Here is a 22,599-nt window from a genome sequence, read left to right on the forward strand (position 1 = left end):
ATAAAAGGACCACCATGCGCATCGACATGATTCCCATCGGCGACAATCCGCCGGAAAGTCTCAACGTCATCATCGAGGTTCCGGTTGGCGGCGAACCGGTCAAGTACGAGTTCGACAAGGCGTCGGGCGCACTTTTCGTCGATCGCATTCTCCACACACCGATGCGTTATCCGGCCAACTACGGCTTCGTGCCCCACACGCTTTCGCCCGACGGCGACCCGCTCGACGCACTGGTCGTGGCGCGTTCGCCGTTCGTCCCGGGCTGCGTCGTTCGTGCCCGCCCGATCGCCGTTCTCAACCTTGAGGACGAGCATGGCGGCGACGAAAAGCTGATCTGCGTGCCGGTCGATTCCACTTTCCCGTACTATACGAACGTGAACGAGAAGGACGATCTGCCCGAAATCGTCTTCAAGCAGATCGAGCACTTCTTCACCCACTACAAGGATCTCGAGAAAGAGAAATGGGTCCGTATCGGCACCTGGGGCGGCGCGGAAGACGCGCGGCAGATCGTGCTCGAAGCGATCGAGCGCTACAAGGGCGCGGCTTCGGCCTGATTCGGCCGATCATTGGCGAGGTCCACTCCCCCATGTGGAACGGGGGCCGGCGGTGCGAATCGCCGGCCCCTTGACGTTTAAGGGCGCCGTTTGAGGGCAACGGTTTAGGACGAATGGCGGCATGGAAAGCGCCGCCGCGGGGCTTTCCAAGGTGTGTTTTCGGCGGGTCCATGTCGTACCCCAGGGCTTGATTGACAATCGCCCAGGGTCCAGCGTGAGCCGATGGATACGCAGACTCTTCCTCCGCCGCCGCGCTGCACCGCCAACCCGGCGCCGATCCGCCCCTCCGGTTCGATACGCCGCACCACCAGCATCGACGTTTCCTGGCCGGATGGAATCGACGGAGAGCGCCTGTTCATCGGCACCGCGCGCGATCTTGCGACGCCCAGCGGCACCGGCGAGGCGCGGGTGCTTGCCGAGGCCCGCTTCGAAGCGCGGCTTACCGACGACAAGACGATCACGGCGATCAGCGCGGAGCCCTCGCCGCCGGGGCTCTCGCGCGTGGTGGGCGCACGCGCGGGCGGCCATCTGCGCATGCAGCTGCGGGAAATCATACCCGAACTGATCCAGCAGGGGCATCCCCTTTACCTGATACTCGATGACCTTTCGGGCTCGGCGCTGGTTTCCACCTTCGCATGGTTGCAGTGGCACCCGGACCATGTCGAGCTTCTGCGCCAGCGCCTGGGCGGGGAAGATCCGATGGCGCGCCTGAGCCAGCGCATCGATATCTGCTGGGGGCTCCAGGAAGGTAACACCGGGGTCCGCCCCGGCGGCAGTCGCCAGCACGGCGTCGCCGATGCCGCCGCCGGGGACTTGCGCAACCCGCTTGACCCGCAGGGATGGCATGCCCTCCCGAACGGCCATGGGCCGGGCTTTCGCCGCGCACGCCGGATCGACGTGATGCGCGACGAGGCGGCCGGCGCGCTGCGCATCGATTCCGCCTTTCAGGACAGCGCCGCCATGCCGGAAGGCGGACGGATCGCGGTCCACGAATATCTCCTGCGAGCCGCCGTGAACCTTGCCTCGCAGGAAGTGCTTTCGATCGAACCCGAGGCACGCATCCTGCCCTTTCCCGAATGTCCGGGAGCGATCGGGAATACGCAGCGGCTGCTTGGTCGCAGGCTTGGGGACATCCGCGACGATGTGCTGGAACGGCTGCGCGGCCCGGACGGCTGCACGCACCTCAACGACGCGCTGCGGGCGCTCGCCGACGTGCCCCGGCTGGCGGCGATGCTGACGGCCTGAAGACGGCCAGGTTTAATTTCCCGAGCGGTTTCAAGCGCGTTACACAGGAATTGCAAATCAGCCGATCCGGGGAAAGAGGGAATGCCCTTCGCAGCATCAGGAATGAAACGGGCATGAGCGGGCCCACCCTCCAGGCCAGCGTCGACCTGGACAGCCCCGAAGCGCAGGCACGGGCCATGCACAACCGCGCGCTGGCGGACGAACTGCGCCGGAAGGTGGCCCGGGCCGCGCTCGGCGGCAGCGAGGCATCGCGCCAGCGCCATGTCAGCCGGGGCAAGCTGCTCCCGCGCGAGCGCGTCGAGCGCCTGCTCGATCCCGGCTCGCCGCTGCTCGAACTGGGCCAGCTCGCCGCGGGCGGACTCTATGGCGAGGAGATTCCGGGTGCCGGCCTGATTACCGCGATCGGCCGCGTTTCAGACCGCCAGTGCATGATCGTGTGCAACGATGCCACCGTGAAGGGCGGCACTTACTATCCGATGACGGTCAAGAAGCACGTCCGGGCGCAGGAGATCGCGCGGGAAAACAGGCTGCCATGCATCTATCTCGTCGATTCGGGCGGCGCCAACCTGCCGCACCAGGCGGAAGTCTTCCCGGACAAGGAGCACTTCGGCCGCATTTTCTTCAACCAGGCCCAAATGAGCGCCGCAGGCATCGCTCAGATCGCCTGCGTCATGGGTTCCTGCACGGCGGGCGGCGCCTATGTCCCGGCCATGTCGGACGAGACGGTGATCGTAAAGCAGCAGGGCACGATCTTCCTTGCCGGCCCGCCGCTGGTGCAGGCCGCGACGGGAGAGATCATCTCCGCCGAGGATCTCGGCGGCGGCGACCTGCACAGCCGCAAGTCGGGCGTGGCCGATCACCTCGCGGACAACGACGAGCACGCGCTGACCATCGTGCGCGACATCGTCAGCCATCTCGGCCCGGTCCACCGGCATGGCCTGCCGGTGCAGGAACCACGACCGCCCAGGTACGATCCGGAAGAGCTCTACGCGATCATCCCCGAAGACTTGCGCGCATCCTACGATGTGCGCGAAGTGATCGCCCGGATCGTCGACGGCAGCGAGTTTCATGAGTTCAAGGCGCTCTACGGCAGCACGCTGGTCTGCGGCTTCGCGCATATCCACGGATTGCCGGTGGCGATCCTCGCCAACAATGGCGTGCTGTTTTCCGAATCGGCGCTGAAGGGCGCGCATTTCATCCAGCTGGCCTGCCAAAGGAAGATTCCGCTGCTGTTCCTCCAGAACATCTCCGGCTTCATGGTCGGCGGCAAGTACGAGGCGGAAGGCATCGCCAAGCACGGGGCCAAGCTGGTGACGGCCGTCGCCACCGCGACCGTGCCCAAGCTCACGGTACTGATCGGCGGCAGCTTCGGCGCGGGCAACTACGGCATGTGCGGGCGCGCCTATGCCCCCCGCTTCCTCTTCACCTGGCCCAACGCGCGCATCTCGGTGATGGGCGGCGAGCAGGCGGCCAGCGTGCTCGCCGCCGTCCACCGCGACGCCGACAAGTGGGACGAGCGCGAAGCCGAAGCCTTCCAGGCGCCGATCCGCCAGAAGTACGAGGACGAAGGCAACCCCTATTACGCGACGGCGCGGCTGTGGGACGACGGGGTGATCGATCCGGCGCAGACAAGGGATGTGCTGGGGCTGGCGCTGATGGCGAGTTTGGAAGCGCCGATCCCGGAGGCACCCCGTTTCGGGGTGTTCCGGATGTGAGGATGCATCATATCCTCCGCCGAGAGCCTTCGGCCCCTCCGCCCCTGCGGGGCACCTCCCCGTTCCGGGGAGGAATCGGAGTAGCCTTCCTCCTTGTCACCAATCCTCCCCGGAACGGGGAGGTGGCAGCGCGTAGCGCTGACGGAGGGGCCGAAAGCTCTCGGGATCGGCCCACGTGAGCGACGAAGCGCCTCGTTCCCTCCACCGTCCTACGGACGACCCATCACCCCATTCCGGGAAGGACTTGGGGCGCGTACGGCATCGGACCGTGGGAGCGTCCGAACAGAATGTGCGATTAGCCCGGAAATTGCGTAAGGAAATGACGCTTCCCGAAGTCCTGCTCTGGCGCGAACTGCGTGGAAAACCGAGGGGCCTCAAATTTCGACGCCAGTTTCCGATCGCCGGTTATGTCGCCGATTTTGCCTGCGTCGAAGTCCGCCTGCTGATCGAGGTCGATGGTATCGTGCATGATATGGGCGAACGGCCCGCTCACGATGCTCGCCGCGATGCGATCCTGGACGCCAGCGGCTGGCAGGTCATGCGCATTCCGGCAACGACCATACTCGCCGATCTGACCGGCACCGCGACCTCGATGGTCGCGTTCGCCGAGAGCCTTCGGCCCCTCCGCCCCTGCGGGGCACCTCCCCGTTCCGGGGAGGAATCGGAGTAGCGTCATGATAGGATCTCTCCTCATCGCCAATCGTGGCGAGATCGCCTGCCGGATCATCCGTACCGCGCGGCGGCTCGATATCCGCACCGTGGCGGTCTATTCGGATGCCGATGCGCAGGCGCTGCATGTGCGGGAAGCGGACGAGGCCGTGCACATCGGCGCTTCGCCCGCGCGCGAATCGTACCTGGTCGGCGAGAAGATCATTGCCGCCGCCAGGCAGACCGGCGCCGAGGCGATCCATCCCGGCTATGGCTTCCTGTCCGAGAACGCGGAGTTCGCGCGCGGCGTGATCGACGCCGGCATCGTCTGGGTGGGCCCCCACCCCGCATCGATCACCGCGATGGGCCTCAAGGATGCCGCGAAGAAGCTGATGGCCGATGCCGGGGTTCCGGTGACTCCAGGCTATATGGGCGCGCAGCAATCGGCGAGCTTCCTTGCCGAAGAGGCTGCGAAGATCGGCTATCCCGTCCTTGTCAAGGCGGTCGCGGGCGGCGGCGGAAAGGGCATGCGCCTAGTCGAAAGCGAGGACGATTTCGCCGACGCATTGGCTTCGTGCAAGCGCGAGGCCGCTTCCAGCTTCGGCAACGACCGCGTGCTGATCGAGAAGTACATTGCCTCCCCCCGCCACATCGAAGTCCAGGTTTTCGGGGATACCCAGGGCAACCTCGTCCACCTCTTCGAGCGCGACTGTTCGCTGCAACGCCGCCATCAGAAAGTGATCGAGGAAGCCCCCGCTCCTGGCATGGATTCCGCGACCCGCGCGGCATTATGCGGCGCAGCAATACGCGCAGCAAAGGCGGTCGACTACGTCGGCGCCGGAACGATCGAATTCATCGCCGACGGTTCGGGCCCGCTCTCGGCGGACAGGATCTGGTTCATGGAAATGAACACCCGCTTGCAAGTCGAGCATCCGGTGACGGAGGCGATCACCGGCGTCGATCTCGTCGAATGGCAGCTGCGTGTCGCATCGGGCGAGCCGCTTCCGCTCGCGCAGCATGATCTGGCGATCGATGGCTGGGCGATGGAAGCGCGCCTCTATGCTGAAGACCCAGCCAGGGGCTTCCTTCCCAGCATCGGCAAGCTTGAATTGCTGCACTTCGGCGACGCGGAATACGCCCGCGTCGACACGGGCGTCCATGAAGGCGCGGAGGTCTCTTCGCATTACGATCCGATGATCGCCAAGATCATCGCCTGGGGCGAGGATCGCGAGGAAGCGCGCGAACGACTGGGCGAAATGCTGTCCGACAGCGCCGTCTGGCCGGTGAAGACCAATGCCGCGTTCCTGGTCAAGGCGCTGCGACATCCGGACTTCGTTTCGGGCAAGATCGATACCGGCCTGATCGGCCGCGACGGCGAGGCCTTGGCCGCGCCGCCGGTGCCTTCGGATGAAGCCTTGCAAGCCGCGGCATCGTCGCTCCTGCCCGTCACCGCCATGGCCGGTTTCCGCCTCAATGCTGCACCCGCGCGTGCAGCATTGTTCCTGCTCGACGGCGAGCAGGTGGAGATCGGACTGACCGGCCAGGCGAGCGAGAAGCCCACTTCGGGCGTGCTCGTCACCGAGCAGGGGCAGGCGTGGCTGCTCTCGCCCTGGCGCAGGGATTCCGCGCCAGGCGGAGCCAAGGGTTCGGGTGCGATCCTTGCGCCGATGCCAGGCAAGGTCATTGCCGTGGACGTCGCGCAAGGCGATGTGGTCACCAAGGGCCAGAAGCTGCTGACGATCGAGGCCATGAAGATGGAACACACGCTCATCGCCCCGTTCGACGGGGTGGTCGCCGGGCTGGATATCGCCGCCGGCGCGCAAGTGCAGGTCGACGCCCTGCTCGCGCGCATCGAGGAGAAGGACACGTGAACGATCTTGTGATGCGCGATGCGCGCGAAGCCGATCTGCCCGTGATCGTCGCGCTGCTGGCCGACGATCAGCTCGGCGACGCGCGCGAGGACCCGAGCGTTCCGCTCGATCCTGCCTATCTCGCGGCCTTTCGGGCCTTGGAAGCTTCCCCCCACCAGCGGCTGGTGGTGGCGGAGCGCGAGGGACACATCGTCGGGACGCTGCAGCTCAGCTTCATTCCGGGCCTTTCGATGCGCGGCGCATGGCGCGGACAGATCGAGGCCGTGCGCATCGACCGGAGCTTGCGCGGCCAGGGTTTGGGATCGTGGATGATCGCCTGGGCCGTCGACCAGTGCCGTGACCGGGGATGCAGGCTCGTGCAGTTGACCTCGCACTTTTCCCGCATCGACGCGCACCGGTTCTACGAACGGCTGGGCTGGGAAAAGAGCCACGCGGGCTTCAAGCTCAAACTCGCCTGAAACGCGAAGGACCGATACGGCATGCCTGGAAAGTACTTCGATGAATGGCAGCTCGGCGATCGCATCGTCCACCAGCTCAGCCGCACCGTGACCGAGACCGACAACCTGATGTTCTCGGCCATGACGCACAACATGCAGCCGCTCCATCTCGATGCCGAGTTCGCCAGGCAGAGCGAGTTCGGCCGGATCCTGGTCAACTCGACTTTCACCTTCAGCCTCGCGGTCGGCCTTTCGGTCGGCGACACCACGGTGGGTACGCTTGTCGCCAATCTCGGCTTCGATAAGGTGGTGACGCCCGCGCCGACCTTCATCGGCGATACGCTCACTTGCGCCAGCGAAGTGGTGGAAATGCGCGAGTCCAAATCACGGCCGGGGCAGGGCCTTGTCGTGTTCCGGCACGAATTGACCAATCAGCGCGGCGAAGTAGCGCTGACGATGCTGCGCAGCGTACTGCTCCGGAAAAAGCCGAGCGCGGCCTGACCGAGGAACACCTGAGTGAAGGCGGCCGCCGACAATGCAGCCAATGCCGAACGCGCTTGCTTCGTATCCATACGCCGCAGCCTTCGGCGCATGGATAGCAGCCGCTGGACGGCAAAACCGTTCGAATCGGGCTACGAGCCCAGCAAGCTCTTTCTAAACAGCGCCTTGACCAGCCTGTCTTCGAGGATCCGCCCGACGACATAGAGAGCGGCGAAGATCGCCGCGAAGACATAGGCGGACGTGGGCGAGTGTTTCTTGTCCTGGTCCTTGGCCTTGTCCGCGCCTTCTTTTTCAGGCTTTTCGGGTGCGGGTGCGCCCAGGGCTTTGTCTATCGGGTTCATCGGCAGTTCCGCGTCCTTCTTGGCGGGCTTTTTCGACGCGTCCGAAGCTTTCCCCCTCGTGTCCTCGGCTTCGGTCGATGCCTTTTCAAGCTTGCCCAAAGCTATGGTAAGCTGGGCGAAGCCCAGAAACAGCAGCGGCGCCAGAAAGCAGAACAGCAAGGCCCGGCTGGTCAGATGATAATGCAGCACGGACCCGGCCATGCCTTTTTCGATCCGCAAGACGCCGCCGTCGAAAACGGCCATCTTGTCCTGGGCCGCCTGGTCCTTCTTGCGGAAGATCAGCGTGTCGTTCGTCCGCTCGTGGCTGGTTCCGGTCTGACCGAACAACGGGGCGAGCCTGTCAAAGGCATCATCGCTCGATTGCTCGGGGGCGAGTGCCAGGCTACCCCTGACATGCCAGATCCAGTCGATGAAACGCGGGTTCACGTGACCTCCTTTTGCGAGAGCCTTGCCGCCCCGGGCCGGCAAGGCTCAAGGCGGGCCGCTCATGGCGGCTCCGGCCCGGGCATGACGAATGGATAAAGGCGGGCTATGCGGGCGGCGCGGTTCCCATCATTCGGCCGCTCGGCCGGCCGAATCGTTCCTTGAGCGCCTTCCAGCCCTCGGTGAAGGGAAAGGTCATCTGCTCGCGGATCGACATGCGGCGTCCGCCTTCCATGCCCAGCAGTTCGGCCTCGCCATCGATGCAGGTGCCGAAAATACGGTCAATGAAGATATAGGACCCGGCATAGTTGCTGCGCGTGGATTCGAAATCCTGCGAATGGTGCAGGCTGTGATGCTCGGTGGTGTTGAACAGGAAGCGCCACCAGCGCGGCGTGTTGAAGCGGACATTGATGTGCTGGTAAGTGCCGATCGCCATGCCGAAAGCGCCGGCGAGGAGGGCGGCCCTCGGCAGGAAGTCGAAGAATCCGCCGATACCGAGGCCGATCAGGAAAAGCTCGACCGGATTGCCGACCGCGCCTTTGTTGATGTTCAACTGGGTGATGTAGTGATGCACCGAATGGGGCAGCCACAGCGGATACCAGTTATGCATCCCGCGATGCATCCAATATTGCCCGAAATCGAAAATGAACGAGATCAGGAAGGCCTGGACCAGCAGAGGCAGGCCCATGAACCACGTGAACTTGTCCCAGTCAAAAGAGTGCTGGACGGCTTCAACCATCGCGCCGTCGCCGATGTAGTTGTCGACCATGCGGAGCAGCGTATAGCCCAGCCCGACATAGAACAGGTCGGTGGCCAGTTCCTTCCAGGTCAGGCGCCAACTCTCGTAACGCGGGTTCACCCATTCGAGCGCCAGCAACAGCACCTTGAAGCCGATGCCGATGCCGATTGCGGTCGATGCCTTGGCGATGGAATTGGGTGCGTAGTACCAGAACGCGATCAGCGCGAACAGCACGGTGGGCTGGAACCAGGTAAAGACGAACTGCTTCACCGGGCCGCCTTCCACCCGGGGTATGTTTTCCCACCCCACGGTGACCGGGGCCTGGGTGCCTATCAGCCTATTACCTACGCGAACTCCGTCCATACGCCTGCCCTCGTAATGCTCGTTCACCCATTCTGGTAATACTAATCCAAGGTATAGTAATACGGACTGCCCGCGCCGTCTACCTCATATCGTAGATGTTGCTCTCTGCTTTCCACGGGAGAGGTGGCCGTGCTGGTCTGGGCTCAGCCACGCCAGGGCGTCAAAGAAGGCCTCGAACACGCCAGCCCTTGCTCAGCCGCCGATCAACTCGGCAAAGTTGCCGTTTGGCGCAAGGCTTCGCCAAGTGCGATCGCCGCTGATGTGGCAAGATTCATCGAGCGTACCTGCGGCCGCATCGGAATCCTCACCCGTGCATCGCAGGCGTCGGCTATGGCAGGCGGTACGCCCGCGCTTTCCTTTCCGAAGAGCAGGACATCGTCGGCCATGAAGCTGAATTCGTAAGCCGATTGAGCGCTCTTCGTGGTAAACAGCACCAGCCTTCGCGAACCGATAGTCGTCCTGAAGGCGTCGAAGCCAGCATGTCGCGCAATGGCGACGTAATCGATATAGTCCATGGCGGCCCGGCGCACTCGTCGATCATCCCACGCGAAGCCCATCGGCTCGATAAGGTCCACAGCCGCCCCCAGGCAGGCACCGAGCCGTAGAACGGCGCCGACGTTTCCAGCAATTTCCGGTTCGAACAAGGCAATGCGCATCGAGGCTGATTGGCGCCAGCGAGCGAGCCGCGCAAGCCCGCGGTGCTTCGCTCAGCGCCATACTCCCTCCCAGAGGGATGTGGTGCTGTTCCTACGGCATGAAGCGGCTGACGAGGGCTGCCACGATCAATGATGCCGCAACGGCAACGACCGTCTCCGAGATGGAGTGCGCGTTCCATTGCCAGACTTCCAGGCCCGCGTAGTCTGGCATGTTTGCACGGCGGCCATCGCCGAATTTCTCGATCCATTGATATTCGCGCTGAGTGATCTCGCGCATGATGCACACCGCAGCCGCGGCGAAGCAGCCCATCCAGATCGCGGCTTTGTTCGACGCTCCAAGACCGTGGCCAATGGCCCAGCATACGAGTTGAATGCCGAGTGCGACTGGAACATGAGCAAACATGCTCACTCAACGCGCGCCGACTCGCCGAGTTCCCGGGCCCCAGTCACATGGCCAGCGACGCGGACAAAGCGCAGCGGCGTGCGACGAACCGCGATTCGTGGCGGTGAGGGGCTCGAATAAGTTATTTAATATACTGAAATAAAAGCGTTTTTCGGCAATCAGTTTTGAGACATGCCCCCAAAAGGGCCCCGACCCGAAATTGCTGAAATATGAAGGCGAAACAAAGGGCTCACATTGTATCCGACGGGGCCCTAAGAATCGGCATGATGATCCGTATTCATGACTGTGATGACGGAAGATCCGGAAGGCGGGCTCCGCCGCCAAGGCTGCCGTCCGATGCCGATTTGCCGCTGCCTGAAAGCGGCCGTCCATTCTGGCAGCAACTTCAATTATGCAGATAACTTTACAATGTAGAGTAATTTGCGTATGCGATCACCATGAGTGACATAGAATCGGCTCTGAACGACATTGCGCGCATCCGGGACCAGCTCGCGGCGAGCACGCGATTCCAAGGTTTTGCGCCACCGATTGTCGCGCTGACTGGCGGCTTGGCCGCACTGCTGGCGGGTTGGCAGACGGCACGGGCAGAAAATGACCTGTACGTCTGGATCCTGCTCGCGGCGGTCTGTGTACTTATGATTGGTACCGAGGCGATCGTTCGCGCGCGCCGGGTGCATCGTTCGATGGCAGACCGGCTGATCAACACCACGCTGCAGCGTTTCATGCCGACCGCGTTGGCCGGAGCGGTGCTGGCTGCGGTGGTCCTCATGCGCGCGCCGGACTTCGCCAGGTACCTGCCCGGCCTCTGGCAGTTGCAGATCGCCGTGGGCGTGTTTGCCGTGCAGGGGAACCTGCCGCGGTCAATGGCCTGGGCGGGTGCGTTCTACTTCGCAAGCGGAACCGCAGCACTGTTGCTGGCCGTTGTCCCGACCGTGCCGCTGCCTTGGCTGATGGGTGTGCCATTCGCGCTCGGTCAGGTTCTTGCCGCCGCCATCCTCCACCACGCTGCCAGGAAGCCGACCAATGCCTAGGAAAGCGCCTTTCGCCTTCGACGGCCTCGACCGGTTGCTGCACGAGAAGTCGCGACTGTCGATCCTCACTTCGCTAACCGACCATCCCCAAGGGCTGAGCTTCACCGAACTGCGCGATCTGTGCGGCATGACCGACGGCAATCTCAGCCGTCATGTCCAGATTCTTGAGGAGGGCGGACTGGTTCAGGTGACCAAAGGCTTCGAGGGTCGAAGGCCGCTCACCACCTGCCAGCTGACTGACGAAGGCCGCAACCGCTTCGCCGACTACCTTGCGGTGCTCGAGCAAGTGCTACGCAGCGCGCGCCAAGCCCCAGACCAAAACCTGAGCCCCAAAAAAGGAACCGCCTGACATGCCCGTGATAGCGCGTGGCAATGCCATCCTTGCGCGCATTAACTCTATAATACAAAGTAGTTTGCATATTGGGTCAGAGCATCGTCGCCGCCAGTTGGTCTGGGTGGGCGCGTATGTCGCGCTGTCGACGACGGCAACGGCTTTCGCTTTGGCACTGCCGTCGGCGGCATGGGACGCCGCGACGCTCGGACTTGTCTTTCCCGGAGGCGGCTTCCTGCATTGGGCGGCGGGCGATCAGGCGTTGCTGGCAACAGCACTGTTTGTCGCCGCGTTGCTGACCTTCGCCTTCTCGCTGGCGCTTTGGCTCGCGACCGGCAACGCACTCGTGCCAGTTGCGACCTGGGGCACCGCCGCCTGGCTTTCCGCTGAGCCCGCCATGCTGGGGTTGGACGGCGCGCAGGTTGCAGGGCCATGGCCGCTGGCGATCGGTCCCGCCGTCTCGGCGCTGCTGATGATCGCCTGGCTGCTCCCGGCCGGGAAGTGCCCTCAGCCCGCATTGCGGCCGGCCGTGCCGATCGGCGTGATGCCGCGCCCAGTCGAGGTCAGCGAGATCTCGCTCGAAGACCTCAAGCGCATTCGGCTGCTGCTCGACCGCGCGCTCCAGCCGGCCGAGAGCTTCGACGGCTTTGAGCGGCGTGACCAGTTCCAGACCGCAGCGATGCGATACCAGGTCAACTTCGTCGGTTATGCACTGGCCATGGCCGGGCGGAACCATGCGCCCGCCGCCGATGCGCCTTTCTCGCAGGCGCAGGAACTGCTGCTGGCCAAGCTTGGCGACCGCCGTCTGTGGCGTTACTGGCAGCTCGAGAACGCCTGGGGCAATCTGCGGCTCGGCGCCGACCCGGTCACGCAGCAGAACATTATGTATACGGGCTTCGGTGCGCTGCAGATGGCGCTCGGTGGCACCGACGACCTCGTCCTTCACGATCGCGGCGAGGAATGGCGCCGCTACCGGCTGGACCAGATCGCGGCGCTTCTCGAGGCCCAGTATCGCGGCTCGCCCTATGGGCTGCTGAGCTGCGAGCCGCACTGGATCTATCCGCTGTGCAACCTCATAACGATGGCCGGGATCAAGGCTGCCGATGCGCGGCTCGGCACCATGCGCTGGGATGGCCTCGCCGACGCCTTTCTGACCAGCCTGGAGCGCGAAGGCATGACGCAGGGTGGCGATTTCATCGCCTTCCGCTCGGCGCTGACAGGCTTCTCGCCGCTGGCGCCCGGGGGCATCGTCATGCAGGCATTCCCTTGTCTGTTCCTCAATGCCCTGTCGCCCGAACGGGCACAGGCGCACTGGTACCGGGTGCGGCGCCGGCTCGACACGGGCTCGTGGAAGCGACTGTTCTGGCCGATCGACACCGGCAACTACGGCTTCAGCCGCGCGTCGAGCTATGCCGCGACCGCAGCGGCAGCGGTCGAAATGGGCGACCGCGCGGTGGCCGAAGAATGCCTGCGCCGGCTCGATGCGGAATGCCGCTCGCACGAGATCGATGGCGCGATCCATCGCAGCCGCGCCTCTCTCTGGGCGCATGCGCTTGAGATCATGGCGCGCATCGGGCGGAGGGACGGGCTGCGCGATGCCGTCGCCGGAATTCCTGCCGCGAATGGGCCGCGGCTGACCCGCCTGTCGTGTCCCAAAGCGCTCGTCACCCGGGCCGTGTCGGACGGTGCGGGGATCGACCTCGTTCTCCAGCCTGGCGGCGGAGCGCCCAGACCGGCCATCGAGCTCGGCGGGCTGCGGCCTGGCGCCCACTACAGCACGGGCTTCTCACGCTGGCCGCTGCTCAAGGCCGACCATGAGGGGCGCGGCGTACTGCGCGTGCCGCTAGCGGCGCGCACGTCGCTGTCGATCCAGCTGTTCCGATCGGAGGAATGCAGATGGTTTGCTGCGTGACGCTCGCCGCCTTGTTCGGGCTGATCTTGCGGCCGATGCTGGGCTGGGGTGCGAGCCCGCTTGCCTGGCGCCCCGCAGTGCAATCGACGCGAGCCAGGAACCGCCTGGCGAGCTTTGGCCATGCCTTCGCCGGGATCGGCTTCCTCGTACGCAACGAGGCCAACATGCGCATCCACCTTGGAGTGGCGGCGGCGGTGATCATCGCAGGCGTATGGTTTCGCATCGACCCCGCAGGATGGCGCTGGCTGGTTATCGCTATGGCTCTGGTGCCCGTAGCCGAGGCGCTCAACACCGGTGTGGAGCAAGCCTGCAACGCCGTCACGCGCGAACGCCGCCCGGAGATCAAGGCGGCGAAGGACGTCGCCGCCGCAGGCGTGCTGATCGCCGCGATTGCCGCCGCGCTGATCGGCGCCAGCGTCTTCGTCCCTGCTCTGATCGAACTGTCAGTGGCCCCGCCCATCTGTGGAGGAGAGTTCTGATGCGCATCCTGCTCGTCAACGTACCTCATCCGGCGATCGGCAGCCGCATACCCAAGGAACAACTCCCGCCACTTGGCCTGCTGAGCATTGGTGGGCCGCTGATCGACGACGGCCATGAGGTCCGCCTGATCGATGGTGAGTTCGGGCCGATGCCGCTCGAGACCTTGGTTGCCCAGGCTGTTGAATACCGGCCGGACGCGGTCCTGTTTGGCCATTCGGGCTCGTCCTCGGGCCATCCTGTGATCGCTCGCTACGCGGCGATGATGCGGCGCAGCTTGCCAGGCAGCAAGATCGTCTACGGCGGCGTCCATCCGACCTACTTCTGGCGCGAGATCCTGGCCGCCGAGCCTTGGCTTGATGCGATCGTGCGCGGCGAGGGCGAGGAGACGGTGCGCCGCCTGATCCAGGCTTTCGAGGAGAATGCGCCGCTCGACGCGATCGAGGGCCTGGCTTTTCACCGCGATGGCGTGCCTTTCGCCACGGCCGCGGCGCCGGTGATCCGCAACCTCGACGACTACCGCATCGGCTGGGAGTTGATCGACCACGCGCGCTATTCCTACTGGGGCGGCAAGCGCGCGGTCGTGGTGCAGTTCTCGCGCGGATGCCCGCACCTATGCACCTATTGCGGCCAGCGCGGTTTCTGGACGCGTTGGCGGCACCGCGATCCTGTGCTCTTTGCGCGGGAGATCGCCTGGCTTCACCGTGAGCACGGCGTGCAGGTATTCAACTTTGCCGATGAGAACCCCTCCGCGGGTCGCAAGCCCTGGAAGGCCTTTCTTGAGGCCTTGATCGCTGAGAACATCGACGTGACGCTGGTCGGCTCCACGCGGGCCGACGACATTGTCCGCGATGCCGAATTCCTCCACCTCTACAAGCAGGCAGGGTTCGAGCGTTTCCTGATGGGCATGGAGAACACCGACGAGGACACGCTGAGGCTTATCCGCAAGGGCGCCAAGACAAGTACCGACCGTGAGGCGATCCGTCTTCTGCGGCGACACAATATTCTCTCGATGGCGACCTGGGTAGCGGGCTTTTCCGAGCAGACCGACCGCGACCTGTTTCGCGGGCTGAAGCAGTTGATTTCCTACGATCCAGACCAGATCCAGGCACTCTACGTCACCCCGCACCGCTGGACTCCTTATTTTCGTGAGGCAGAGGGTCGCGAAGTGGTCCAGGTCGACCAGACCAAATGGGACTACAAGCACCAGGTGCTGGCGATGCAGTGCATGCCGCCCTGGCGGCTGTTCCTCTGGGTAAAATTCATCGAGGCTGCTTGCCAGCTCCGCCCGCGCGCACTCCTGCGCTGGCTGTGGCATCCCGAGCCCAAGATCCAGCATGCGATCCGTTGGTACTATCGCATGGGCCGCCGGGTCTGGTTCCACGAGATATTCTCGTTCCTATTCCGCGACCACGCCCATCGCCGCCAATTCACCCTCGCCGAGTTCGTGGGGCAGGCGCAGGATGCAGAGGAAGAGGCGATGACGATCGGCAAGCGCCCGGCGACCATCGCTCGGCTGGCAGAACAGGTGGGCTAGGGGCAATGAACGAACGCATGCGACTGGTCCGTTATGCGGTACTCGCAGCCAACCGCCGTCACTTTGAAATCCTCTTCTTTGCGGTGGCGGCCTTCTCGTCGACCTATGCTTTGGCCGTTGGGATCGCGTTGTTTTGGATGGTGCCAGAATTGCCTACCATGCCACAACTCGCAGCCGGCGGTATTTTGAATGCGGGCGGCCTCGTCGCACATCGGTTACTGCGAAGGGAGCGATCCTGTCTCGACAGCATGCGCAAGTGCTGGAACGCCGCTTCCGGCGATGTGTCGGCATCGAACGACGCGTCGTTCAGGCCCGGGGCTATGGCTATAATTGTGGTTGGATTGCATCTGCTCGGCACTGTGCTGCTCGCGTGGATGTTCGGGCAAACGATGCTCCAATGGCGTTCCCCGGCTTAGGTCGCCTGAAAAGCGGTCGTTCCCGGCGCCAAATCGGCTCCCTGAAACCCGCCGTTGGTTCACGTGTCGCGAGCGCGTGGCGAAAGGCAGGAATCAGGCGGCCAAATCGACCGGTGGATCGACGCCTTTGTTGGGGGAAGCGGCCGTTCCCGATTCAGTTCGCAAGGCCGTGTTTCGAGGTGGCAAGCGGACTTCATTCGAGCCATAAGGAGTGGCATGCAGCAGAACCCTGAATACCTGCAAAATCAGAGCCGTCGCTTGCATGCGCGGTACCGCCGCAACCGAACATTGATCAACGTTTTTACGTCGATCTGGATCATCGTGTTTACGCTACTATTCTGCGGTGCTGTGCTTGATTGGATTGTAGGCGCGCATTGGGGCCTCGAAAGTCAGATGCTCGATTTCCTTGCGTTCGCGGCGTTCGGTGCTCTCGTCTGGTGCTTTCAAACTCTGATAGCCAACCTGGGTTTGGCCTACCTTCGTCACACGTACGGCTCCGATCCAAACGACTGAAGTCACCGGCAGATTGGAGTGGCTGCTTAGTTGGCGCATCCGGAAAGGCTGGTTCCCGGTTAAAAGATTGAAATGCTGCCCTTCGCTTGCGGCATGGATGGGCCGACGGGAGCCGCCAACTTTGCTGCCGTTCCTACCATCTGATCTAGTTGTCGAAAGCTGCCTTCCATTCATGGCTGTGTCGGCTCATCGGAATGGCCGATCACCTGCGACCTTGCCTGTCATTTCCTACCATTGCCAAGCGGTGAGGCAGAGATTTTAGGAGACTGCCTTGGCGCTTTTCGCTTCGCAGATTAAGTCAACTACAAAGGGGAAGGCGTCTGGCGCATGGAACTGACCGCATTTGTTCAAAAGAGGATTGGAGTGCAGGCATGACGGCTGCCCAGGAACTTTTCGCGATTGCGGATCGCTTGGATGAGGCCAGCCGCTCCCCTGATCTTGAGGCGGCAGGGCCAGCGCTTGAGCGGCTGGATGAATGCGCTGCCGCTGTTGGTCGGGCATTCTCAGGCTCTTGGCTGGGGTATCATGCGAGGGTCTATTGGGAAGGGATCGACTGGCGCAGGCCGTCATGGGGTGAACCACCAGCCCGCGTCGGCTGATTGATCGGCCTCTTATCCTGTTATTTTTCTGGCGGTTTTGCGCCATTTCTGGTAGCAAAAGGCATGTCGGCGTCGACCATATCCCTGCCGGATGACACCATTGCGCTCAAGGCGCTGGTGGCCGAATTGGAGGCGCGTAACGCAGCCCTCTCGGCTACGGTAAAGGTCTTTGAAGAGCAAGTCGCCAACCTTCAGTTGCGTATCGCCAGGCTGCGCAGGAGGCCTTCGGCAAGACCTCGGAAAAGGTCGAACGAGAAATCGAGCAGCTGGAACTGGCGCTTGAGGATTTGTTGGTCGCCAAGGCGGAAACCGAAGAGACGCCTCTGAACGAAGACGGCAACGGGGATTCGCCGGCCGGTACCTCTGCTGTGCCAGAGCCGGCACCGCGCCGCCGACCCCACGTCTCCGGGCAGACGCCGCGCGAACGCCGTAAACTCGATCCGGGAGCGACGTGCTCCGAGTGTGGTGGGCAGATGCGTGTCGTGGGCGAGGATGTAAGCGAAATGCTCGACATCATCGCAGCCCGGATAAGGGTACTGCAGATCGCCCGGATCAAAAAATCCTGCCGCGTCTGCGCTAAAATGGCGCAGGTGCCTGCCCCGACCCGCCCGATCCCTGGCAGCATGGCGACAGCCTCGCTTCTGGCTTATATCCTGGTCTCCAAGTTCGATGACCATCTGCCGCTCTATCGGCTGAATGAGATTTTTGCCCGGATGGGCGCCGATATCCCCAATACTACCCTCGTCGACTGGTGCGGCCGGGCCATGAAGCTACTGTTGCCGCTCATCGAGCGGATCGAGAGCCATGTTCTAGGCAGCGATCTCCTGCATGCTGATGATACGCCGATCAAGGTGCTGGACCGGAGCCGGCGCGTGGCAACTCCGGGTCAAAGGCTTGGAAAGGGCGTGCGCAAATCACGCATATGGGTCTATGTTCTCGATCAGCGCCCATGGTCTGGGCAAGCGCCGCCTGGCGTCGCGTACAAGTTTGGCGGCGACTGGAAAGAGGAACACGTCCTGCGGCACTTGCGACACTCCCAGGGTATCCTGCAGGCCGATGCCTACAAGGGGTACGGCAAACTCTATACGCCGGACGTCAATGGCGCGGCGCGGTTCCGCGAGGCGGCATGCTGGGCGCATCTGCGCCGCGACTTCCATGACTTGTGGGTTGGCGAAAAGTCCGGCCTTGCCCGCGAGGCGCTCGATCGTATCGGTGCGATCTATCACGTCGAGAAGCAGATCGCGGGCAAAGGCGCGCACGTGCGTCTGGCCGCGCGGCAATCTCAAAGCAGACCTATGGTCGAAGCATTCCACGCCTGGGCACAGGCCCAGCTCGTTAAAATCCCGGCCAAGGGCGACCTGGCGAAGGCCTTCCGATACGCGCTCACGCGCTGGCCTGCCTTCTGCCTGTTCCTCGAAGATGGACGCGTCGCCATAGACAACAATCCTGCCGAACGCGCGCTCAACCCCATTGGAATCGGCAGGAAAAATTGGCTTTTTGCCGGTGCCGATACAGGCGCTGAAACCCTGGCGCGGGCCATGACGATCATCGAGACGGCAAAAATGAACGACCTTGATCCGCAGGCCTATCTCGCGGACGTGCTCGACCGCATCAACGACCACAAGATCAACCGGATCGACGAATTGCTCCCATGGAACTGGGTGCCCTTGGCACCGCTGGCAAAGGCTGCCTGATGGCTGTGGTATCCCACGTCTTTATGCTCGATTACGTCGCCAGCATGCTGGGCGAACACCCGGATCTGATCGACGCCATCCTCAGCAATCCTGACAATCTCACATACGGTTCGATTATCACTGTCTCTTCCGGCCCGGAGGAATACCGCACCGCGATCACCGCCGACGCCATCGACGAACTGCGCGATCTCATTGCCGATAACCGCCGCTCACCTGAAGAATGGGAGTTCTTCCTCGATAACGTCATCTACGACCAGGAAACCCTTGAAATCGTCAAGAACCATACGGCCCGGTAACAATCGGGCGGTTACAAAGCAGTCACCAAGCCCAAGACTACGTTCGAAGCGGCGGCACGGGCTTGGCATGAGAACAGATTGGCCTCGCTCGATCCCGGCCATGCAGCTCGGCTGCTGACCCGGCTTGAGCGTGACGCTATCCCCGCGTTCGGGGATCGTGATCTGCGCGCGATTACCAGCGCCGACGTTCTGGCGATGATGCCCTGCGCGAAGACGTCAGCCGCGCGATGATCGAGCATGAGTGCGCGCGCGGCCTCGAGCGATAGCTGATCATTCGCGATCAGGTCGATCAGCGCGGGAGCAGGCGCGGAAAGGCATGGCCTTGGTGCGAAACTCATGGAGCAATACCGTCGGGGTCAATGGACCCGAGCAGTGGCCAGATGCGCAATGGCTACGAGCAGGCGGACGCCTGCGTCTAGGGCATCGGGATGGATCGTGAAGCCGGTTTGGTGAACGCCCACGTGGCCGAGATCGCCTTTTTCTATGCCAAGGCCGAAATAGACGCCGGGTATGATTTGGCTGTAGTAGGCGAAATCTTCCGAATTCATGAAACGCTCGGTTGAGATGGTCATATTGACGTTGGCTTCGCCCGCAGCGTCGGTTGCCAGTGCGGCGATCAGATTGGTGTCGTTGATCGTGGGTGGGGTGCCGGGCGTCGCGAGCCAGTCCGCGCTGGCGCCGTAGACGGCCGCCAAGGCCGACATACGCGTGGCGATCAAGTGGTTGAGAGTGCCGGGCTTGGCATTGTCGCCCAGCGGTTCGAAGGCGCGGAGGGTTCCCTTGATGGTGACTTCGGCAGGCGTTGCGTTGATCGAGGCGGAACTGGTGGCGATCTTGGTCACTGAGATTACTGCCGGGCGGTTCGCCATGTCCCAGCCACGCGCTGGCATATCGGCCAATTCGGTGATGATCTTTGCCGATGTGACGCCCAGGTCGGCGCCTTCGTAGGGGGAGGCCGCATGCGATGCGGTCCCGCGCAAGGTGAGTTTGAAGGTATTGTTGCCGGCCATGGCCGAACCTTGCGAGACGGAAACGCCCCCGACCGGCATTCCGGGAACGACGTGTTGGGCAAAGATCGCTTTGACGCCCAGGCGGGTGAGAACTCCGTCGGCGACGATGTCGTCCGCACCGCCTTTCACTTCCTCGGCAGACTGGAACAGGAACACGATGCGGCCCGTGAAAGTCTCGGGGTGGGCGCGCAACTGCACGGCGGCGCCGAGCAGCATCGCACTGTGCGCATCGTGCCCGCAATTGTGCATGCGCCCCGGAATTTGCGATCGGGGCATGTGGTCCGCTGGCTCTTCTCCGGTGTCGAGAGGGCGGGCATCCATGTCTGCACGTAAGGCGATCGTCGGGCCGGGCCGGCCACTGTCGAGCACGGCGACGATTGCCGAAGGCAGCGCCGGCACGTCCACGAAAGTGAACCCGCCCAGCGCGCGCAGCCTGGCCATCAGGTAGGCATGGGCCTTGGGCAGATCTTTGCCGAGTTCGGGGTTCCGATGAAAATAGGTGTAGGCCGTCAGGGCTTCGCTATCGGCGGCGCGGGCAGGCGCGAGCGGCGCGGTTGCCAATGCGCAGGCTGCCAGCGCGAGGACGAGGTTCTTGCGCTTCATCGTGCCAAAGCCTTTACGAAAGCAGCCGAGTTTTGTCATGCGACGCCGGCCCAATTTTCGCGCCGCCAGTCCGCGACCGCGATCGGCTGACCTGCCACGATGCCAGCGCAGGCAACCGATCCGAAACGCATGTCTCCCGGCGGAAGGGGGAGGGTGCGGTGGCCGCGCAGCGCCAAGTCCGCGGACGCGGGGTGATCGTCCTCGATAAGCAACTGCCCGCCCTCGCTGCGCCATCGCGGTGCGGCGATGGTCGAGGCGAGGTCATCGCCTTGGGCCAGGATCCGCCCGATCACTTGGAGCAGGGTCTGGACTTGCCCGTCGGCACCGGGCGTCGCTAGCGCCAGCAAGTCCGCGCCCCGGCGCAGCATTGCAGGGGCCAGAGTGTGGACCGGGCGCTTGCCCGGAGCCGCGGCATTTGCGCCGGAGGTGAAGCCGCCCGCGCGATTGTTCAATGTCAGCCCCAGTTCGGGGACGAAGACACAGGATCCGAAATCGTCGAAAACCGAAACCAGCGACGACACGGTGAGGTCCTGCGCGTCCGCGGTCGAGACCCCGGCGGTATGCAGATAGGCGCGTGGGCCGCCGCGCAAGGCGGCCCGCTCGGGATCGATCGTGAGCACTTGGTCGAGCAAAGCGGCGCCGCATGCCGCATCGTCGCGATGCGCGAAAGCAGCTTCGGTGAGTTCCACGCCGACGTGCTGGAAGTTGGCCGCGTTCCCGCCGTCGGGGTTGGTCGTCAGCCATTGTTCCAGCCCGGCTAGCGCCATCGCGAGCAACACCCCTTGCGTCGGGGGCGGTTGGACCGCGACTTCGCCTCCCTGGAACGGGATCGTCAGGGCCGGGGTGACCGGCGTCTCATGCCTCGTGAAGTCGGCCAGCGAAAGCGCGCCGCCGCGCGTCTGTACCCGCGAGACGATTGCTTGGGCGATGTCACCCTCATAGAAGGCGAGGGCGCCTTGTTCGGCCAACGTGGAGAGCAGCGCCGCCAATGCCGGCTGCACGAAGCGGTCCCCGGCGGCGAGGTTCAGCAGGCTCCATTCGCCCGCGCCATGACGCTCCAGCCGGGCACGCTGCGTAGCGACGGCCTTTGCCAATGTGGGGGTTAGCGTGATCCCCTCTCGGGCGAGGCGAATAGCGGGAGCGAGAACGTGCGCCAGCGACAGACGCCCCCAACGCTGGTGCATCGCGTCCCATCCGCCGGCGATCCCCGGCACGGTAATCGCGTGGGGGCCGTCGTCGGCGACTTGGGTCATGGCCAGCGGCGTCGCGCCCGCACCTGTGACCGCGAGGGTTTCGCGTCCGTCTCCCACCAGTGCGAACATGTCACCGCCCAAACCGCAGGCATCGGGCGCGACGACGCACAGCACGGCTTGCGCAGCGATCGCGGCATCGACCGCCGATCCGCCCAGGAACAGCGCGTTTTGCCCTGCGGCGACGGCAAGCGGATGGGCGGCGGACACGGCGCCGATTTCCCCGCGCAAAACCGGACGATGCGGCGAGGAGAAGGCGTCAGCCAGTGCCCAGTTTTGGTTCGTCACGCTTCAGACCGCCGTATAGCCGCCGTCGATGACGATGGACGTGCCCGCGATGTAGCGGCCAGCAGGCGAGGTCAGCAGCATGATCGTGCTGGACACGTCGTCCGGCGCGCCCTGATGGCGCATGGGGATTTGCGCCTCGATGGCGGCGCGCTTTTGCTCGGGGTCGGGCTGATAGGTCCAGAAAGGATCGTTGAAGGGCGTTTCGATCCAGCCGGGCAGGATGCAGTTGATCCGAATGCCGTCGGGTCCGAGTTCCGCCGTCAGACTGCGCGCCAGCCCCGGTAACGCAGCCTTGGTCGCCTGATAAGCCGACATTCCCGCATGGCCCCGGATCGCCCCGGTCGATGAAATGAAGACGATGCTGGGGTTGTCAGACTTGCGCAGCCAGGGCGCGGCAGCCTGGGTGAAGAAGAACGGCATCTTCAGGTTCAGCGCGACCGAATGGTCCCACATCTCGCCGGTCCAGTCTTCCAGGGCGGCGGATTTCATCACCGCCGCCGTCACCAACAGGGTATCGATGCCGCCGAACGTGTCCACGGCCAGCGCCACCGCTTCCGCCGGCACTGCCGGATCGGCGAGGTCTCGCTGAAGGAACACGCAGGCGCCGGGATGATCCTCCTGCGCCACCAGGTCTGCTTCAGGGCGGTGGTCGATGAGCACCACGTCGTCGCCGCGCGCGCGGAAACCTTGCACCGATGCGCGACCGATCCCGGTGGTGCCGCCTGCAACGATTACGGTAGCCATGG

22 protein-coding genes and 1 pseudogene are annotated in these 22,599 nt (G+C 63.8%); 16 read left to right on the plus strand and 7 right to left on the minus strand.

Annotated features, from left to right (window positions below):
- The first annotated feature begins 14 nt into the window (after positions 1-14).
- From ppa to BM052_RS02530, 7 genes are all read left to right on the plus strand, one after another.
- Positions 15-554 carry an inorganic diphosphatase gene (gene ppa, locus BM052_RS02500; protein ID WP_091142780.1) on the plus strand — a complete coding sequence of 180 codons (540 nt, stop codon included), beginning with the start codon at positions 15-17 and terminating at the stop codon, positions 552-554.
- 222 nt (positions 555-776) lie between these two features.
- Complete coding sequence (locus BM052_RS02505) at positions 777-1,799, plus strand: DUF2889 domain-containing protein (protein ID WP_091142783.1); 1,023 nt, start codon at positions 777-779, stop codon at positions 1,797-1,799.
- A 113-nt stretch (positions 1,800-1,912) separates the two neighbouring features.
- Positions 1,913-3,514 carry a carboxyl transferase domain-containing protein gene (locus BM052_RS02510; protein WP_091142786.1) on the plus strand — a complete coding sequence of 534 codons (1,602 nt, stop codon included), beginning with the start codon at positions 1,913-1,915 and terminating at the stop codon, positions 3,512-3,514.
- A 289-nt stretch (positions 3,515-3,803) separates the two neighbouring features.
- Positions 3,804-4,184: an endonuclease domain-containing protein gene (locus BM052_RS02515; protein ID WP_369821490.1), complete on the plus strand. Its 381-nt coding sequence runs from the start codon at positions 3,804-3,806 to the stop codon at positions 4,182-4,184.
- 4 nt (positions 4,185-4,188) lie between these two features.
- A complete protein-coding gene (locus tag BM052_RS02520; RefSeq protein ID WP_091142792.1) occupies positions 4,189-6,033 on the plus strand; it encodes an acetyl/propionyl/methylcrotonyl-CoA carboxylase subunit alpha in 1,845 nt (614 codons plus the stop codon).
- Positions 6,030-6,491, plus strand: coding sequence for a GNAT family N-acetyltransferase (locus tag BM052_RS02525; RefSeq protein ID WP_255405901.1), 462 nt, complete (start codon positions 6,030-6,032; stop codon positions 6,489-6,491). Before BM052_RS02520 ends, BM052_RS02525 begins: the two co-directional genes overlap by 4 nt.
- A 21-nt stretch (positions 6,492-6,512) precedes the next feature.
- A complete protein-coding gene (locus BM052_RS02530; RefSeq protein WP_091142794.1) occupies positions 6,513-6,971 on the plus strand; it encodes a MaoC family dehydratase in 459 nt (152 codons plus the stop codon).
- A gap of 131 nt (positions 6,972-7,102) precedes the next feature.
- Here BM052_RS02530 and BM052_RS02535 read toward each other — a convergent pair whose 3' ends face one another.
- The 4 genes from BM052_RS02535 to BM052_RS02550 form a co-directional block, all read right to left on the minus strand.
- On the minus strand, positions 7,103-7,738 hold the full coding sequence (locus BM052_RS02535) for a hypothetical protein (RefSeq protein WP_091142796.1): 636 nt from the start codon (positions 7,736-7,738) through the stop codon (positions 7,103-7,105).
- A gap of 103 nt (positions 7,739-7,841) precedes the next feature.
- A complete protein-coding gene (locus BM052_RS02540; RefSeq protein WP_091142798.1) occupies positions 7,842-8,837 on the minus strand; it encodes a sterol desaturase family protein in 996 nt (331 codons plus the stop codon).
- Positions 8,838-9,040: 203 nt separating this feature from the next.
- Positions 9,041-9,493: a tRNA (cytidine(34)-2'-O)-methyltransferase gene (locus BM052_RS02545; protein ID WP_091142801.1), complete on the minus strand. Its 453-nt coding sequence runs from the start codon at positions 9,491-9,493 to the stop codon at positions 9,041-9,043.
- A 91-nt stretch (positions 9,494-9,584) separates the two neighbouring features.
- Positions 9,585-9,896 carry a hypothetical protein gene (locus BM052_RS02550; RefSeq protein WP_091142803.1) on the minus strand — a complete coding sequence of 104 codons (312 nt, stop codon included), beginning with the start codon at positions 9,894-9,896 and terminating at the stop codon, positions 9,585-9,587.
- A 437-nt stretch (positions 9,897-10,333) separates the two neighbouring features.
- Between BM052_RS02550 and BM052_RS02555 the strand changes: the two genes are divergently transcribed.
- From BM052_RS02555 to BM052_RS02595, 9 genes and pseudogenes are all read left to right on the plus strand, one after another.
- Positions 10,334-10,927: a hypothetical protein gene (locus BM052_RS02555; protein WP_091142806.1), complete on the plus strand. Its 594-nt coding sequence runs from the start codon at positions 10,334-10,336 to the stop codon at positions 10,925-10,927.
- Complete coding sequence (locus BM052_RS02560) at positions 10,920-11,276, plus strand: winged helix-turn-helix domain-containing protein (protein ID WP_091142808.1); 357 nt, start codon at positions 10,920-10,922, stop codon at positions 11,274-11,276. Before BM052_RS02555 ends, BM052_RS02560 begins: the two co-directional genes overlap by 8 nt.
- A gap of 1 nt (position 11,277) precedes the next feature.
- Positions 11,278-13,170: a linalool dehydratase/isomerase domain-containing protein gene (locus tag BM052_RS02565; RefSeq protein WP_143084725.1), complete on the plus strand. Its 1,893-nt coding sequence runs from the start codon at positions 11,278-11,280 to the stop codon at positions 13,168-13,170.
- Positions 13,167-13,649 (plus strand): diacylglycerol kinase family protein, encoded by a 483-nt coding sequence (locus tag BM052_RS02570; RefSeq protein ID WP_177198291.1) that lies wholly within the window; start codon positions 13,167-13,169, stop codon positions 13,647-13,649. Before BM052_RS02565 ends, BM052_RS02570 begins: the two co-directional genes overlap by 4 nt.
- Positions 13,649-15,184 (plus strand): magnesium-protoporphyrin IX monomethyl ester anaerobic oxidative cyclase, encoded by a 1,536-nt coding sequence (gene bchE / locus BM052_RS02575; protein WP_091142814.1) that lies wholly within the window; start codon positions 13,649-13,651, stop codon positions 15,182-15,184. The genes BM052_RS02570 and bchE overlap by 1 nt, the downstream gene beginning before the upstream one ends.
- 5 nt (positions 15,185-15,189) lie before the next feature.
- Positions 15,190-15,600: a hypothetical protein gene (locus tag BM052_RS02580; protein WP_091142815.1), complete on the plus strand. Its 411-nt coding sequence runs from the start codon at positions 15,190-15,192 to the stop codon at positions 15,598-15,600.
- Between the two features lie 216 nt (positions 15,601-15,816).
- The gene (locus tag BM052_RS02585) at positions 15,817-16,113 is read left to right on the plus strand and encodes a hypothetical protein (protein ID WP_091142818.1); all 297 of its coding nucleotides are present in this window, start codon (positions 15,817-15,819) and stop codon (positions 16,111-16,113) included.
- Positions 16,114-16,775: 662 nt separating this feature from the next.
- Positions 16,776-18,406, plus strand: a pseudogene (locus BM052_RS02590) (IS66 family transposase).
- On the plus strand, positions 18,364-18,702 hold the full coding sequence (locus BM052_RS02595) for a hypothetical protein (RefSeq protein WP_255405902.1): 339 nt from the start codon (positions 18,364-18,366) through the stop codon (positions 18,700-18,702). Before BM052_RS02590 ends, BM052_RS02595 begins: the two are co-directional and overlap by 43 nt.
- 356 nt (positions 18,703-19,058) lie before the next feature.
- Here the strand turns inward: BM052_RS02595 and BM052_RS02600 are convergent, their stop codons facing one another.
- The 3 genes from BM052_RS02600 to BM052_RS02610 are packed head-to-tail and all read right to left on the minus strand — an operon-like array spanning position 19,059 to position 22,597.
- Positions 19,059-20,369: a M20 family metallopeptidase gene (locus BM052_RS02600; protein WP_143084726.1), complete on the minus strand. Its 1,311-nt coding sequence runs from the start codon at positions 20,367-20,369 to the stop codon at positions 19,059-19,061.
- Positions 20,351-21,853, minus strand: a complete 1,503-nt coding sequence (locus BM052_RS02605) for a gamma-glutamyltransferase (protein ID WP_091142823.1) — start codon at positions 21,851-21,853, stop codon at positions 20,351-20,353. Before BM052_RS02605 ends, BM052_RS02600 begins: the two co-directional genes overlap by 19 nt.
- Positions 21,854-21,856: 3 nt before the next feature.
- Positions 21,857-22,597: an SDR family NAD(P)-dependent oxidoreductase gene (locus tag BM052_RS02610; protein ID WP_091142824.1), complete on the minus strand. Its 741-nt coding sequence runs from the start codon at positions 22,595-22,597 to the stop codon at positions 21,857-21,859.
- Positions 22,598-22,599: the final 2 nt, after the last annotated feature.

The sequence above is a fragment of the Novosphingobium sp. CF614 genome, assembly GCF_900113255.1.
Lineage (GTDB): Bacteria > Pseudomonadota > Alphaproteobacteria > Sphingomonadales > Sphingomonadaceae > Novosphingobium.